Source organism: Rhodococcus sp. ARC_M6, from assembly GCF_022810305.1.
Taxonomy (GTDB): Bacteria; Actinomycetota; Actinomycetes; order Mycobacteriales; family Mycobacteriaceae; genus Rhodococcus_F.
Map to the genome: position 1 here is coordinate 24,622 of NZ_JALGQH010000033.1, position 14,750 is coordinate 39,371.

Here is a 14,750-nt window from a genome sequence, read left to right on the forward strand (position 1 = left end):
TTTAGAACCAGTGCGGTACAAAAACGTACCGAAGCGGGGTAGGTGATCCGCGCAGGGGTTCTCGATGCTCAGGAGCTGAAGAGATGGCAACACTCCAATCCCCGCCCGCGTACGAGTTATCGCATCTGCGGGCACTCGAGGCCGAGGCAGTCCACATTTTTCGTGAGGTGGCGGCAACGTTCGAGAAGCCGGTGCTCCTGTTCTCCGGCGGCAAGGATTCCGTTGTCATGCTGGCTGTCGCGGCCAAGGCATTCTGGCCCGCGCCTCTGCCGTTTGCTGTCATGCATGTCGATACCGGTCACAATTTCGACGAGGTCATCGAATTCCGTGATCGCACCGTAGACCGGTTCGGTCTGCGGATGGTCGTCTCCAGCGTGCAGGACGATATCGATGCCGGCCGGGTCACCGAAGACACCGGGGTTGGCGCCAGCCGAAATCGCTTGCAAACACACGCACTGTTGCGCGGAATTCGTGACGGGAAGTTTGACGCCGTGTTCGGCGGAGCTCGACGCGACGAAGAAAAGGCGCGCGCAAAAGAACGCGTTTTCAGCTTCCGCGACGAGTTCGGTCAATGGGACCCCAAGGTGCAACGGCCCGAACTGTGGAACCTGTACAACGGCAAACATCGTAAGGGCGAGCACATTCGGATCTTCCCGCTCTCCAACTGGACCGAACTCGACATCTGGCAGTACATCGAGAGCGAGATGATCGACCTCCCGAACATCTACTACGCTCATCGGCGGGAAGTGGTGCCGCGCGACGGAATGCTGTTGGCGCGCACACGCTTTCTCGAGTTGCGTGAGGGTGAAGAATCCTACGAAGCATTGGTGCGTTTTCGGACCGTCGGCGACGCCACGTGTACCGGTTGTGTGGAATCGTCCGCCGAAACAGCGGCAGCCGTTGTCGAAGAAGTAGCAGCCAGTCGGATCACCGAACGCGGAGCAACGCGCGCTGACGACCGAATCTCCGAAGCCGGTATGGAAGATCGCAAGAAAGAGGGGTACTTCTGATGCCGCAACTCCTCCGAGTGGCCACGGCCGGCAGCGTCGACGACGGTAAGTCGACGCTCATCGGCCGGTTGCTCTACGACTCCAAATCGATCTTCGAAGATCAACTCGAAGCAGTCGAACGGACAAGTCGTGAACGCGGCGACGAGTACGCCAACCTGGCGCTGCTCACCGACGGTTTGCGTGCCGAGCGCGAACAGGGCATTACTATCGATGTGGCACACCGCTACTTCGCGACGCCGCACCGCAAATTCATTATCGCGGATACCCCGGGGCATGAGCAGTACACCCGCAACATGGTGACCGGTGCGTCGACGGCCGACCTGGCGCTCATCCTGGTGGATGCTCGCAAAGGTGTCCTGGAACAAACGCGTCGACACGCTTTCCTGTCAACGCTTCTTGGGATTCCGCACCTTGTGCTGTGTGTGAACAAGATGGATCTGGTCGGCTGGTCGCAGGAGCGATTCGAGGAGATCAAGGAAGAATTCCGTCAGTTCGCGATCAAGCTCGACGTGCACGATCTGTCCTTCATTCCGGTGTCGGCGCTGTTGGGGGACAATATCGTTGCGCGTACCGAGAATATGGACTGGTACGACGGTCCGTCGCTGCTGCACCACCTCGAGCAGGTGCACATCGCGTCGGATCGCAATCTCATCGACGCACGTTTTCCGGTGCAATACGTCATCCGTCCGCAGAATCAGACTGATGCCGAACTTCACGATTTTCGGGGATACGCGGGAACCGTCGCCAGCGGTGTTTTCAAGACCGGTGACGAAGTGGTCGTTCTCCCTTCCGGTTTCACGTCGACGGTGAAGGCAGTCCACGGTCCCGGTGGAACCGTGATCGAGGAGGCCTTCGCACCGTCGGCGGTCTGTATCGAACTGGCCGACAATCTCGATGTCAGTCGCGGCGATCAACTCTGCCGACTCAACAATCGGCCGCAGGTCGGCCAGGAGATCGACGCGATGATCTGTTGGCTTACCGAGCAGACCACACTGTCCGAGAACAATCGATACTCGCTGCTGCACACCACTCGTTCCACCAAAGCTCAAATCGTTCGGCTGGACTACCGTCTCGACGTCAATACTCTGCACCGCGACGAGAGTGCGGAATCGCTGTCTCTCAACGAGATCGGCCGCATCTCGATCAAGACGCAGCAGCCCCTCATGTTCGACCCCTACCGGCGAAATCGTGTCACCGGCAGTTTTATCCTCGTTGACGAGACCACCGGCAATACCGTCGCAGCCGGTATGATCAACGGCCCGACGCTCAAGGAATCGCGCGTCGTCTGGCACAGTTCCGAAGTCTCCCGCGACGAGCGTGCGACTCAGGGAGCAACCGTGTGGCTGACAGGTCTGTCGGCATCTGGCAAGTCCACCATCGCCGTCGAACTCGAGCGTCGGCTGGTCGCCGCCGGTATCCCGGCCTACCGACTCGACGGTGACAACCTTCGGCACGGACTCAACGCAGATTTGGGATTCAGCGCCGACGATCGCGCCGAAAACGTTCGCCGAGTCGGCTCGGTGGCGCAGATGTTCGCCGACTCCGGAGCCGTCGCGGTGGCCTGCCTGATCAGTCCGTACCGCGAGGACCGTGATCGAGTGCGTGCCGCTCACGAAGCGGCCGGGCTGAGGTTTATCGAGGTGTACGTCGATACGCCGATCGAAGCGTGCGAGGCCCGCGATCCCAAGGGCATGTATGCCAAGGCTCGGGCCGGTGAGATCACCGGATTCACCGGCGTCGACGATCCCTACGAGGTTCCGGAGCAGGCCGAACTGATTGTTCGTCCGGAGAACGGAACGCCTACCGAAATTGCCCTGCGGATTATGGAAGTGTTGGACCGGTGAGCGAAACAACCCCCAGCGGATCCACTGACGCCGAGTTGGCGGCGCAATTGGCCGAGGTCGCGGGCGCGATCCTCCTCGAGGTTCGAGCCGAAGGCCTCGGAATCGTTGACGGTCGGGAACTGGGCCGGCGCGGAGACAAAGCCGCCGACGCCTACATCCTGGACAGGCTCGCTGAACTTCGCCCCGATGATGCTGTCCTGTCCGAAGAATCTGCCGACGATCGCACCAGGCTGGAAGCGTCCCGAGTCTGGATCATCGACCCGCTCGACGGATCCAAAGAGTACGGACTACCTGGTCATACGGATTGGGCTGTGCACGTGGCACTCTGGGAGCGAGGTCAGGAAATTACCGCGGCAGCTGTCTCTCAACCGGCGCTCGTAGAGGTGTATTCCAGCGGCGACAGCTTCGCTGACGTTCCCCCCAACTCGCCGCTCCGCATCGTGGTCAGTGGCTCGAGGCCGCCGGCATTTACCGACGACGTGGCAGCAGAACTCGGTGCAGAAGTCATCCCGATGGGCTCGGCCGGAGCAAAGGCGATGGCCGTCGTTCGCGGCGACGTCGACGCCTATCTGCACGCCGGCGGGCAATGGGAATGGGACTCGGCGGCGCCGGTTGGCGTCGCTGCGGCAGCGGGCCTGCATTGCAGTCGCATCGACGGTTCGCCCCTGCGCTACAACGAATCCCACCCCTACCTACCGGATCTCGTGATATGCCGACCGGAGTTGGCCGAGACAATTCTGAGCGCAATTGCCAAACACTCCAACGAATCGGCAGTCAGTGGGCGCGTCGCGATGGCACGCGAATACGTCAACGCACTTCTCAGTCACGACGCAACCAAAGTTCGCTTTGCGCCCGACGCGTGGCGCGTCGAAAACGGGGAGCGCACCGGAGACACCGGCGCATTCATCAGTGACGAACTCGAAAACGGTCAGCAGTACCGCGGAATCATCGCGATACGTGAACTCGCACTGCGTGAGTGGGGCGAAAGCGTCGTAGCGCGGTATCTGCTTGATCTCGGGACTCCCGGACAATCGCCTGCCGTCACGGTGTTCGTCACCGAGTATTTCGGTATTCCGGCCGGCGAGATTCAATCCATCTTGGCCATCATCGAACCCCACCTGAACGACGAGGAAACACAATGACATCCGAGCTCGTAACACCCGAGAACTTGATTTCAGAATTTTGTGCACTCTGGGTCGATGCGGACGTTGCCAAAATTGTCGATTTCTTCACTGAAGATGCTGTCTACCACAACATTCCGATGGAACCGGTGTCCGGAAAGGAAGCGATCAAGGCCTTTATCGAAGGATTTATCTTGGCCTTCGGCGGTATCGACTTCCAGATCAAGCGACAGGTCGGCAGCGGTGATGTCGTGATGAACGAGCGCGTCGACGTCTTCACCATCAACGGCGCCGAGGTGGCGTTGCCGGTGATGGGTGTCTTCGAAGTTCGAGATGGAAAGATCAGCGCCTGGCGCGACTACTTCGACATGGCGCCGATCACGGCGGCAGCCGGCCAGGGCTGATTCACTCACCTATTCCGCGACAATGCGGTGTGGGTAGTCCTCCGAGCGATGCTGGAATCGTGTGATGGCCGGGTTCACGATGACACCATCCCGGATTTCGATTGCCTTCTCGATGGTTTCGTCCTCTTTCCAGCCTGTCGGCCCGGCCATAACGCCCGGCAGGTAGGGCAGCAGCGATTCGCTGATCTCCCACGATGAGGAGTTCCACAGGTACGACGGGCTGTGGTCGACGCCGTAGTAGGTGATGTTGTCGCCGACGATGAAGGTCGGTTCCGCGAACGAAGTGGGACGAGCCCAGCTGAACCCCATTCCTTCGTCGCAGGACACATCCACGATCAAGCTGCCCGGCTGGAAGTCCATCAGGTCTTCTTCGGTCAGGAACGTCAGCGGTGAATCCGTGTTCTGCAGTACGCAGTTGACGACGATGTCGTGTTCGGCCAGAAATCCGGGGACCGGCACGCTGTGATTATCGAGCATCACGTGGCTGCCTCGAACGTCACCGGTCTCGTTGTCGAAGGACACCATTCGAGCCGAGTGGATGGGGGAGCCGACGGCTGTGACGCCGCGCTGCGTCAATACGTCGACCTCGTGGATTCCGTGAGCCTTGAGCGCTGTCACTGCGCCTCGCGCAGTGGCCCCGAATCCGATGACAGCGGCAGTGAGGCGCCGTCCGTAGTCTCCGGTGGCGCCAATCAACTGCAGTGCGTGGAGAACCGAGCAGTAGCCCGCCAGTTCGTTGTTCTTGTGGAAGACATGCAGATTGAACGAGCCGTCGCTGTGCCAGTGATTCATTGCCTCGAAAGCGATGAGGGTCAGTTTCTTGTCGATCGCGATCTGAGTCAACTCGGTGTCCTGAACGCAATGCGGCCAGCCCCACAGCACCTGCTCGGAACGGAGATCGGCGAGGTCGCGCACCACTGGCTTCGGGAGGAGAACGATATCGGTTTCAGCCAAAATCTGTTTCCGCGTGCGGATTCCGGCAACAAGACGCGACAGGTAGTCGTCGGAGTATCCGAAGCGATGGCCGTAGCCCTCTTCGAGGTAGATCCGCGAGCGAAGTTCAGCGTCGATGCGATCGAAATGCGCAGGGTGAATCGGCAACCGGCGTTCTGCCGGTTTGCTTGACTGCCCGATGACTCCAAGGGTGCGTACGTTGTTCAATTGTAAATCTCTCGATAGGTGCAGGTAGAGATGTCAGACCGGAGCCTGAATGAACTGCAGAATGCAGAAGCGCTGGCAGAATGCCGGGACCAGGACCGTAAACTGAGTGCTGGGTGCGCTGCTGTCGAACACCGGCGGCATCAGAAAGCGCGCCGGTACGCCTCAAGCCTAGTCCCGTTCAGTGTTTGCCAGGTGGCCGGGCGTGTAGTTGTCCATGTGAGGCGTCGAGGTTACTGATCGCGCAGGCGTGAATTCAGAACAGCCAGTTGAATTTTGCTGGCATCTGCGTGGACGTCGCGGCCTTTGTCGGTGACGTCGATGAAGACGCCGCGCCGATCGGCTTCGCACAGTGATCGTTGGACGAGGCCGGCTTTTTCCAGGCGGGCGACGCTGCGGGAGAGTGCGCTGGGGCTCAGATACATTTCCGACGCCAGATCTTGCATTCGCGGACGCTCGCATGAGGTGTCCATGAGGCGATCGAGCGCTTCGAAGTCGCTCATGCTCAAGCCGTGCGCCGACTGCATCTGGCGATCGAGTTCGCACGCGATGCCGTTGTAGCTGGTGGACAGCGAGCGCCAGGTATTGCGTAGTTCCGATTCCGACGTCACGCCCGCATTCTAGTTGATATCCCAAATACTTGCAATTGCATTAAATGCTTGTGCATTAAGTGCATATGCATCTATTCTCGCTGACGTGACTTGCACAGACGCGACACTGAAACCATTCGATTCGCCGGAATCCAAAGATCCGGCCACAGGGGAGGGTTGGTCACTCCAGCTCTGGGGCGTCCTCGCGGTGCTCTGTCTCGTGTTGTTCCTCGACGGTCTCGACGTGTCGATGGTCGGCGTGGCTCTACCGTCCATCGGCAACGAACTGGGCCTGTCCACTACCTCGCTTCAGTGGATCATCAACGGATATGTACTCGGCTTCGGCGGGCTGTTGCTGCTGGGCGGGCGCACCGCAGACCTGCTCGGGCGTCGGAAGGTCTTCCTCGTTGCGCTCGCGGTCTTCGCGATCGCATCGCTGGTCGGCGGTCTGGTCGACGACGGAACATTGCTGATCGCTTCACGATTCGTGAAGGGATTGGCCGCAGCCTTCACCGCTCCTACCGCAATGTCCATTCTCACTACGACGTTCAAGGAAGGGCCGGACCGAAACCGTGCGCTATCCGTGTTCTCGGTTTTCGGGGCCAGCGGTTACTCGTCCGGTTTGATCCTGGGCGGGCTGTTGACCAGTGCGGGTTGGAGATTCACGTTCCTGATGCCGGTGCCGTTTGCTGTCATCGCACTGATCGGCGGATACTTCCTGATTCCGCGGGACCGTCCCGCGGCTACCGGGGGACACGACTTGGTCGGTGCCGTCACATTGGTGACGGGAATGCTGCTCACCGTCTACACGATGGTCTCTGCGCCCGCCCGCGGTTGGTCGCATCCGATGACGCTGGGTTCCTTCGCCGTTGCGGCGGTGCTTTTGGCTGCCTTCTTCATCGTCGAAAAGAGAGTGGCGCATCCGCTTGTGCGACTTGGCCTTCTGCGCGTCGGAAACATCGTCCGAGCGAATCTTGCGATCGTTGCGTTGTTCGGCTCCTATTTGAGCTTCCAGTTCATGATGTCGATCTTCCTGCAGTCGGCGCTCGGGTGGTCGCCGCTCAAAATGGCGATGGCACTACTTCCGGCAGGAATCATCGTGGCTTTCGGCTCGCCGTTTGTCGGAAGGTTGGTCGATCTCTACGGGAGCGCGCGACTCATCATCGCCGCACTGACTTCACTGAGTGTGGGATACCTGTGGTTCCTTTTCGCGGGCAGTGACTCACCGTCGTACGTCGTGGCGATTCTGCCGAGCGTCATCCTGCTCGGCCTCGGCTTCGCGCTGGGCTATACCTCGATCATGGCGCAGGCAACAGCCGGCGTCGACGACTCCGAGCAGGGGTTGGCTTCCGGGTTGGTGAACACGTCGGCGCAGGTAGGTGCTGCACTGGTACTGGCTTTGACCACCGCTCTCGTGACTGCAGGTTCGCATACCGCTACCGGCGTAGGCACAACAGGATTCGAGCAGTTCCATCCCGGTCTGATCCTGGTCACCGGTGTTGCGCTGGTCGGCCTGGCGATCACCGTGTCGCCGTTAATTCGTGGAAAGCGGTCCCAAGTCAAGGAGGCTGCTCCGGTCGGCTGATCATGACGCCCGAAAAGTTCAGCCGCGCAGAAGAAATTCTGCGCGGCTGAACGTCGGTGGAGATGGCTATCGGGTGGCGGACCGGAGAGCCTTGTCGAAATCTTCGCTGTTTGACTGCGAACCGAGAATCATGGCCAGTCGTACCAGCAGGCCTTCGCGGTCGGCCGGTTCCGCGGTGTCAAGAGCGTCGGCGAGAGACAACCACACATGCTCTCGGCGCGCCTCGTCGCCGACTACTTCGGACGTCACGGAGGCGATCGCGTCGAACTGCGTCGGAGCAGTTCCGGCGGTGAGATGTTTGGCAACGTCAATCAACTGCGCGGGATCGCTGATCCGGCACAGCACCAAGCCGTCCGGCCGGATCACGAAGATTTCGCCATCCCCGGCACCGAGCGTCGAGGCAAGATCTCCGCGAGTGTCAGGGATCGTCCCGTGAGCTCCGCGCACGGTGATTATTTGCACCATTTCCGGTGCAATCGACTGAGCAAAGTCAACAGCGTGGCTGTCGAGTTCAGATGCTTGCTCGGCGGACAGGCCGAAGGCCAGCACTCCGAACCCCGAGCCGCGCAGGCGATTCAGTGACGTTTTCGACGGTCCATCCGTAGTTCGGACTTCGACGATTCGATCCTCGAGCGGATCGCCGGGAAGTACGCCCGGCGTGCCAGACGCCGTGGGCCACGTCAGCGGCGAGAGGTGCGCATGGGTGGCACTCGACTGGCGAGGATTGATCAGATGTGCGAATTCGCCTCGGGTGGTGGCAAGTTCGAGTACGGCGTCGCGGGTGGTCCGGTATCCGTGGCTGCCGGGAGACATGATGAGTGTGGACTTTCCGGCATTGTCGACGTTCTGCTGCCAGGCGCTGCGACGCTCCGTCGAATAGGCCTGTAGGAGAGCAGTATCGGCCTGTCCGTTGATAACAGCGGACAGCTGCCAGGCCAGGGTCTCGGCGTCTTCCATCCCCGAGTTGAGTCCGCGAACTCCGAAGATGGGAACCAGATGTGCTGCATCGCCGGCGAACAGTACGCGGCCGTGGGTGAAATCTTCCAGTGCCAGCGCGTGGGCGCGGTAGAAGCCGAACCATTCCAGGGTCCACGGAATGTCGCTCTGGAGCCACTCGAGGTGGCGGGTGATGCGATCGCGGATGCGCTCTTCTGCTGTCTCGGCCGCGGGGTCGTCGGACGCGTCGAGTTGGTAGTCGATTCGCCAGATGTCACGAGGTTGCCGATGCATGATGATGGTCGAGCCAGGATTGCTGGGAGCGTCGAACCAGACCAGTCGCTCGGCGGGAAGTTCCGACTCCCAATGGATATCTGCGATGACGTAGTTACCTTCGTAACTGTTGCCCTGCAGGCGGATCCCGCTCAGTTCGCGCATCGTGCTGCGGCCGCCGTCGGCAGCGACAACCCAGGCGGCGCGCAGTTCGCGTGTACCGAAGGCCGTGTCGACCGTCAGGGTCACCTCGTCGTCAGTGCGTGAGATGCCCGCGATCGAAGTAGACCAGTGAAAGGCCACGAGTGGATGAGCGAGCAGTTTGTCGGTCATGATCTGCTCGAACTCGGACTGTGACACGTTGACCATGGGGCCACGGGCGTCGTGCTCACCACTGGCCATACGGAAGTGCAGTACTTCCTGATCGCGGTAGTAGCTTCGGCCGCCGACCCACGGCAAAACGATGTCTTCGAGTTCTGTACCAAACCCGAGGCGCTCGGCAACTTCGAGGCTGTGTCGGGAGACGCAGATCGCGCGGCTACCGAACGATACCTGATCTGCTGCTTCGAGAATCGTGACCGGAATGCCGCGCGCGGCCAGGCCCAGGGCAACGCCCATGCCCACGGGGCCCGCGCCGACGATGACAACCGGGAGGGCGTCCGCCGACGGGGGCAGGGAGCTGAAGTCCTCGGGAGCGTACTTCTTCGGATGAAAGTAAGTCGACATGATCACGAGGCTTTCTGTGCGGCGGAAGGTTCGGGGAGCAGCAGAATCGATACCAGGCTGATCACTGCAATTACGACGAAGTAGACGGTGATGGCAAACGATGTGTCGAATGCGGCGAAGAGAGCGGTGGCGATCATCGGTGCGAGGCCGCCGCCGAGGATCGCGCCGATCTGGTAGCCGAGGGACGCACCGCTGTACCGGATGTGGGCGGGAAACAGTTCGGCGAACAGCGCGGCCTGTGGGCCTGCGCAACAGCCGAGCGTGAATCCGAGGGCAATCATCGAGATCAGCATCACCGGGATGGCAGCGGTGTCGATGAGCGGGAAGAACACCGCCGCAGCGACTACGAGCGCGATGGAGCTGCGGATATAGACGGTTCGCCGTCCGAGGGTGTCGGACTTGTGGGCGCTGAATGCCATGCCCGCCATCCAGAACGGGCAGGAAGCAATGAGCAGGAACAGCATGGTGGTCTTGCTGAATCCGAGTTCCTTCTCGCCGTACTTGAGGACGTAGACCATGTACGCGTACGCAATTCCGTTGGTGGCGATGAAGGTTCCACCGGCCAACAGCACGGTCTTCCAATGTTTCGTCAGCACCTCGAGAATCGGCATCGAGTCGGCGGGAGCATCGGTCTTGGACGCCGTGAACTCCTCGCTCTCTTCGAGGCCGAGGCGGATCCACATGGCGACGCCGACCAGAACTGCGCTGAGTAGGAACGGGATTCGCCAGCCCCAGGAGTTGAACGTCGCGTCGTCCATGAAGGCGGCAAGGGGAAGGTACACGAGGTTTGCGACCAGAACGCCGGCAGGAACACCGATCTGCGGAGCGCTGCCGTAGAGCCCCTTCTTTCCCTCCGGTGCGTTCTCGGTTGCGACCAGCACGGCCCCACCCCACTCGCCGCCCACACCAAGCCCTTGGATGAAGCGAAGCGTGACCAGCAAGATCGGCGCGAACACTCCGATCGAGGCGTAGTTGGGGAGCAGACCGATAGCGACGGTTGCGCAACCCATCAACATGAGGGAGGTGACAAGCATGGACTTGCGTCCGATGCGGTCGCCGAAATGACCCATCACGATGCCGCCGATGGGGCGCGCGATGAAGCCGACTGCGAGTGTCGCGAACGCTGCCAAGGTTCCGGCGAGATCTGATGTGCCGGGGAAGAACTGCTTGCCAAGAACCAAGGCGGCAGCAGTGCCGTAGATGAAGAAGTCGTACCACTCGATGGCGGTGCCGACAAAGCTGCCCAGGGCAGCCTTGCGCGCCTTGGCTGTCGCGGCGGCGGTGCGCGAGCTAGGCGGCGAGGCGATGGAGGTCATGAAATGCCTTTCGAGATGAATGTGGCTTGAAGAAACAATGACGTGGACCACAACACTTGAAAAGCGGAAGAATTGGGGGTTCTTGCACGGAAATTCCGCATTAGAGACAAAATGCCTGTTGGGAGGGTTAGCTCGTTCTCCCGGATTGTGAAACGAATTCTATAAATGCGCGAGCGACGCGGCTCAGTCGTGCGTCCTGATGCCACGCGAGTACGACCTTCACCGACGGGACCGCCGGGGATCCGATTGTCTTGACGACCACCTCGAGGCCCTCGTAGGTGACGTCGAGGCTGGGGCGCTGCAGTAGCAGCGTCCATCCGAGTCCCCGCCCGACAAACGCCCGCGCCGTCTCGAAGTTCGCAGTTCGGTAGGCCACATCCGGGACGAAACCACCGGCACGGCAGACGTCGAGGGCATGTTTTGTGCTCGGGGGAGCATCGAGTAGGACCATCGGGAACTCTGCGAGGTCCGGTAGGTGAATTTGTCGATCGGATGCTGCGAGGGGGTGCTCGGGCCCCAAGACGATCAAGGGTTCGCGGGTCGACAACGGAAGCATGCGCAGTTCCGGAGATAGATCCAGGTCGTAGACGATCGCCAGATCCAGTTCACCGTTTTCCAACTGCATCTGCAGTCGGTTCTGGGTGTCTTCGCGGAATTCCACCGCGGTGGCGGGATATTCATGAGTGAACCCGGCGATCATCGCGGGCAGAACTGTCGGCCCCAAAGCCGGGTAGCAGCCGATTGCGATGGGTCCTGAAATTGTTCCGCCGGTTCCGAGGGCATCGGACTCGAGCTCACCGGCTTGTTTCAGCAATGCTCGAGCTCGTAGGAGGACGAAATCCCCTGTGGGCGTGAGTTGTACACCGAAAGACCGGCGGCGGACGCAGAGTTGAACCTTGAGTGCGCGTTCGAGTTCCGTGATGGAAGCAGACATCGCCGAGGGGGACAGGTGCATGCGCTCGGCGGCAGCGCTGATGGTTCCGGTCTCGGCTACCGCGACAAACGCAGCAAGCTGACGCATGGTGTACGTGGGGGCGGGGTCAACTCGCGGCATGACAGTAGACGTTAGTCGTCATTGTGTGGCACCGGGACTGCGCTGCCGGTCGAGCTAGTGCTCTGACCTGCGCTGTCGTGGTGCCCCCGGCAGGATTCGAACCTGCGACCTTTCGCTCCGGAGGCGAACGCTCTATCCCCTGAGCTACGGGGGCGCACCGAAAATTCGGTGTGCCGATTGGGCTGGGTTAGCGTAGCGCATCACACCCGTGCAAGACCAAACCGGGTCGCAGAACCAGGATAGATACATCGATCCGGGCAATATTTCGCCTAGGCTCGGCGACGTGCACAGATTCGGGCAGACTGCTCGATCACCATTGTGAGCAACGGGAGTCGTCGATGACCGATCGCCAGTATTCCGAAGATCAACTAGCGCTCGACCTGCGATGGTGGGCGGCCGCGAACTATCTGACCGTCGCGCAGATCTATCTCCAAGACAACACCTTGCTGCGAGAATCATTGCAGGCAAAGCACATCAAGCCGCGACTGCTCGGCCACTGGGGAACCAGTCCCGGCCTGTCAATGATCTATGCGTTGCTCAACCGACATATCGCCACCACGAACTCGGACTGGTTGTACGTGACGGGGCCCGGTCACGGTGGTCCCGCATTGATAGCGTCGACGTACCTCGAAGGGACGTACTCGGAGATCTATCCCGAAGTGTCCGCCGACGCCGACGGTATCCACCGCATGTGCCGACGATTCTCGGCGCCGGGCGGAGTGCCCAGCCACGTCAGTGTGCAGACGCCGGGCAGTATCCACGAGGGCGGCGAGTTGGGGTACGCGCTGGCGCATGCTGCCGGTGCGGCATTCGACCACCCGGACCTACTGGTGGCCTGCGTCATCGGTGACGGTGAAGCCGAGACCGGTCCGCTGTCGGGATCGTGGAAGCTTCCGGCATTTCTCAATCCCCGACGTGACGGTGCGGTGCTGCCCATCCTGCACGTGAACGGTGCCAAGATCGCCGGGCCGACGGTGTACGGACGCAGTAGCGACGAAGATATCAAGGCATATCTGGGTGGCCAGGGGTGGGATCCCGTCGTCGTGTCCGGCGACGACCCGACGAAGGTCTTCCCTGACCTGTACGACGCGATAACCAAGGCACACGACAAGATTCGTGAGATGCAGCTGTCGGCACGCGCCGGCGAAGAGTGGAACCGCGCTTGGCCGGCAATCGTCTTGCGCACTCCCAAAGGGTGGACCGGCCCGCACACCGTCGACGGGAAGCTGGTGGAGGGCACCCACTGGGCGCACCAAGTGCCGTTGTCCGGAGTGCGAACCGATAAGGATCATCTGCGGCAACTCGAGGACTGGATGCGCTCGTACCGTCCCGAAGAATTGTTCGCCGAGAACGGATCATTGATTCCCGAACTTGCCGCGCTGGCGCCGGTCGGAGACAAGCGGATGGGCAGCACGCCCTACGCCAACGGCGGACGACTACGCGTCGAACTGCCGATGCCGGCACTCGAGAAGTACGCGCTACCCATCGAATCGCCGGGTTCGACGTTCTACGAGACCACCAGGGTGCTCGGCGAACTATTGCGGGACATCTACACCGCCACCGAAACCGACGACGGCGGCGGAATCTTCCGGTTGTTCTGTCCGGACGAAACTGCGAGCAACAGACTCGGTGCAGTATTCGAGACAACCGAACGGTGCTGGCAGTTGCCGATCACCGAGTACGACGACGGACTCTCCACTGACGGCCGGGTCATGGAGATACTCAGTGAGCATCTCTGTGAGGGCTGGCTCGAGGGATATCTGCTGTCCGGGCGGCACGGAATGTTCGCCAGTTACGAGGCCTTCGCGATGGTGAGTGTCTCGATGCTGATCCAGCACGCCAAGTGGCTCCAGCATGCCGTCGACCTGCCGTGGCGCGCGCCGGTGGCCTCGCTCAACGTGCTGCTCACCAGTACGTGCTGGCGCAACGATCACAATGGTTTCAGTCATCAAGGACCGGGAATGATCGATGCCGTGATTCCGTTGGCACCCAGCGTGATCAGGGTATGGCTGCCGCCGGACTCCAACACGCTGCTCTCGATTTCGGATCACGCTCTGCGCAGCACGGACCACGTGAATGTGATCGTCGTCGACAAACAACCGCACCTGCAGTACCTGACGCTCGAGCAGGCGCACGCGCATTGTGCCGCGGGCGCCTCGGTCTGGGATTGGGCCGGAACGGAAGTTGCCGGGCAGAAACCCGATGTGGTGCTGGCAGCAGCGGGAGACGTTCCGACTCAAGAGATTCTGGCCGCCGCACAGCTACTTCGTGACGGAACGCCGGACCTGTCGGTGCGGGTTGTCAACGTTGTGGATCTCATGGGTCTGCTGACGCCGAACGAACATCCGCACGGATTCGGTGAGCAGCCGTTCCGGGACTTGTTCACCGCCGAGACGGATGTGGTGTTCGCCTTCCACGGTTACGCCCGGGCAGTCCATCAACTCCTCCACGGACGGCCTTCTCCGGAGCGGTTCCACGTCCGCGGATTCAGTGAACAGGGAACCACGACAACTCCGTTCGACATGGTGGTCCTCAACAAGATGAGCCGCTACCACTTGGTCATCGAGGCGGTGCGACGATCCAAGCGTCGGACCGCCGGGGCGTCGGAGTTGGTCGAGTTTTGCCGGGCTCAACTGGACAAGCATTCGCGCTACATCGTGGAGCATCTCGAGGACATGCCGGAGATAGAAAACTGGACCTGGTCCTGACAACAGTCAGGGCCAGGCCCAGTTC

The 14,750-nt window shown here is 61.0% G+C and carries 11 protein-coding genes and 1 tRNA gene; 6 read left to right on the forward strand and 6 right to left on the reverse strand.

Going from position 1 to position 14,750, the window contains the following annotated elements; genetic code table 11:
* Positions 1–83 precede the first annotated feature (83 nt).
* The 4 genes from cysD to MTX36_RS24965 are packed head-to-tail and all read left to right on the forward strand — an operon-like array spanning position 84 to position 4,379.
* Positions 84–1,010 carry a sulfate adenylyltransferase subunit CysD gene (gene cysD / locus MTX36_RS24950; protein ID WP_243622318.1) on the forward strand — a complete coding sequence of 309 codons (927 nt, stop codon included), beginning with the start codon at positions 84–86 and terminating at the stop codon, positions 1,008–1,010.
* Positions 1,010–2,854 carry an adenylyl-sulfate kinase gene (cysC, locus tag MTX36_RS24955; protein WP_243622319.1) on the forward strand — a complete coding sequence of 615 codons (1,845 nt, stop codon included), beginning with the start codon at positions 1,010–1,012 and terminating at the stop codon, positions 2,852–2,854. The genes cysD and cysC overlap by 1 nt, the downstream gene beginning before the upstream one ends.
* Positions 2,851–3,996 (forward strand): 3'(2'),5'-bisphosphate nucleotidase CysQ, encoded by a 1,146-nt coding sequence (locus MTX36_RS24960; protein ID WP_243622320.1) that lies wholly within the window; start codon positions 2,851–2,853, stop codon positions 3,994–3,996. Before cysC ends, MTX36_RS24960 begins: the two co-directional genes overlap by 4 nt.
* Positions 3,993–4,379, forward strand: a complete 387-nt coding sequence (locus MTX36_RS24965) for a nuclear transport factor 2 family protein (protein WP_243622321.1) — start codon at positions 3,993–3,995, stop codon at positions 4,377–4,379. Before MTX36_RS24960 ends, MTX36_RS24965 begins: the two co-directional genes overlap by 4 nt.
* A gap of 9 nt (positions 4,380–4,388) precedes the next feature.
* Here the strand turns inward: MTX36_RS24965 and MTX36_RS24970 are convergent, their stop codons facing one another.
* Together MTX36_RS24970 and MTX36_RS24975 are read right to left on the reverse strand one after the other, a co-directional pair.
* Positions 4,389–5,540, reverse strand: coding sequence for a N(5)-(carboxyethyl)ornithine synthase (locus tag MTX36_RS24970; protein WP_243622322.1), 1,152 nt, complete (start codon positions 5,538–5,540; stop codon positions 4,389–4,391).
* 230 nt (positions 5,541–5,770) lie between these two features.
* Positions 5,771–6,148 carry a MarR family winged helix-turn-helix transcriptional regulator gene (locus tag MTX36_RS24975; protein ID WP_243622323.1) on the reverse strand — a complete coding sequence of 126 codons (378 nt, stop codon included), beginning with the start codon at positions 6,146–6,148 and terminating at the stop codon, positions 5,771–5,773.
* Between the two features lie 85 nt (positions 6,149–6,233).
* Between MTX36_RS24975 and MTX36_RS24980 the strand changes: the two genes are divergently transcribed.
* Complete coding sequence (locus MTX36_RS24980) at positions 6,234–7,712, forward strand: MFS transporter (RefSeq protein ID WP_243622324.1); 1,479 nt, start codon at positions 6,234–6,236, stop codon at positions 7,710–7,712.
* 66 nt (positions 7,713–7,778) lie between these two features.
* On the opposite strand, the gene MTX36_RS24985 is transcribed toward MTX36_RS24980, so the two are convergent.
* The 4 genes from MTX36_RS24985 to MTX36_RS25000 form a co-directional block, all read right to left on the reverse strand.
* Positions 7,779–9,647, reverse strand: a complete 1,869-nt coding sequence (locus MTX36_RS24985; protein WP_243622325.1) for an FAD-dependent monooxygenase — start codon at positions 9,645–9,647, stop codon at positions 7,779–7,781.
* A gap of 2 nt (positions 9,648–9,649) precedes the next feature.
* A complete protein-coding gene (locus MTX36_RS24990) occupies positions 9,650–10,963 on the reverse strand; it encodes an MFS transporter (protein ID WP_243622326.1) in 1,314 nt (437 codons plus the stop codon).
* 127 nt (positions 10,964–11,090) lie between these two features.
* Complete coding sequence (locus tag MTX36_RS24995) at positions 11,091–12,017, reverse strand: LysR substrate-binding domain-containing protein (protein WP_243622327.1); 927 nt, start codon at positions 12,015–12,017, stop codon at positions 11,091–11,093.
* Positions 12,018–12,095: 78 nt separating this feature from the next.
* A tRNA-Arg gene (locus MTX36_RS25000) sits at positions 12,096–12,171 on the reverse strand.
* Positions 12,172–12,355: 184 nt separating this feature from the next.
* Here MTX36_RS25000 and MTX36_RS25005 point away from each other — a divergent pair.
* Positions 12,356–14,725: a phosphoketolase gene (locus MTX36_RS25005; RefSeq protein WP_243622328.1), complete on the forward strand. Its 2,370-nt coding sequence runs from the start codon at positions 12,356–12,358 to the stop codon at positions 14,723–14,725.
* Positions 14,726–14,750 lie beyond the last annotated feature (25 nt).

Bases quoted from the DNA above. Each gene is read 5' to 3' on its own strand.
- cysD (WP_243622318.1), top strand. From the start codon at position 84: ATGGCAACACTCCAATCCCCGCCCGCGTACGAGTTATCGCATCTGCGG.
- cysC (WP_243622319.1), top strand. From the start codon at position 1,010: ATGCCGCAACTCCTCCGAGTGGCCACGGCCGGCAGCGTCGACGACGGT.
- MTX36_RS24965 (WP_243622321.1), top strand. From the start codon at position 3,993: ATGACATCCGAGCTCGTAACACCCGAGAACTTGATTTCAGAATTTTGT.
- MTX36_RS24985 (WP_243622325.1), bottom strand. From the start codon at position 9,647: ATGTCGACTTACTTTCATCCGAAGAAGTACGCTCCCGAGGACTTCAGC.
- MTX36_RS24990 (WP_243622326.1), bottom strand. From the start codon at position 10,963: ATGACCTCCATCGCCTCGCCGCCTAGCTCGCGCACCGCCGCCGCGACA.
- MTX36_RS24995 (WP_243622327.1), bottom strand. From the start codon at position 12,017: ATGCCGCGAGTTGACCCCGCCCCCACGTACACCATGCGTCAGCTTGCT.
- MTX36_RS25005 (WP_243622328.1), top strand. From the start codon at position 12,356: ATGACCGATCGCCAGTATTCCGAAGATCAACTAGCGCTCGACCTGCGA.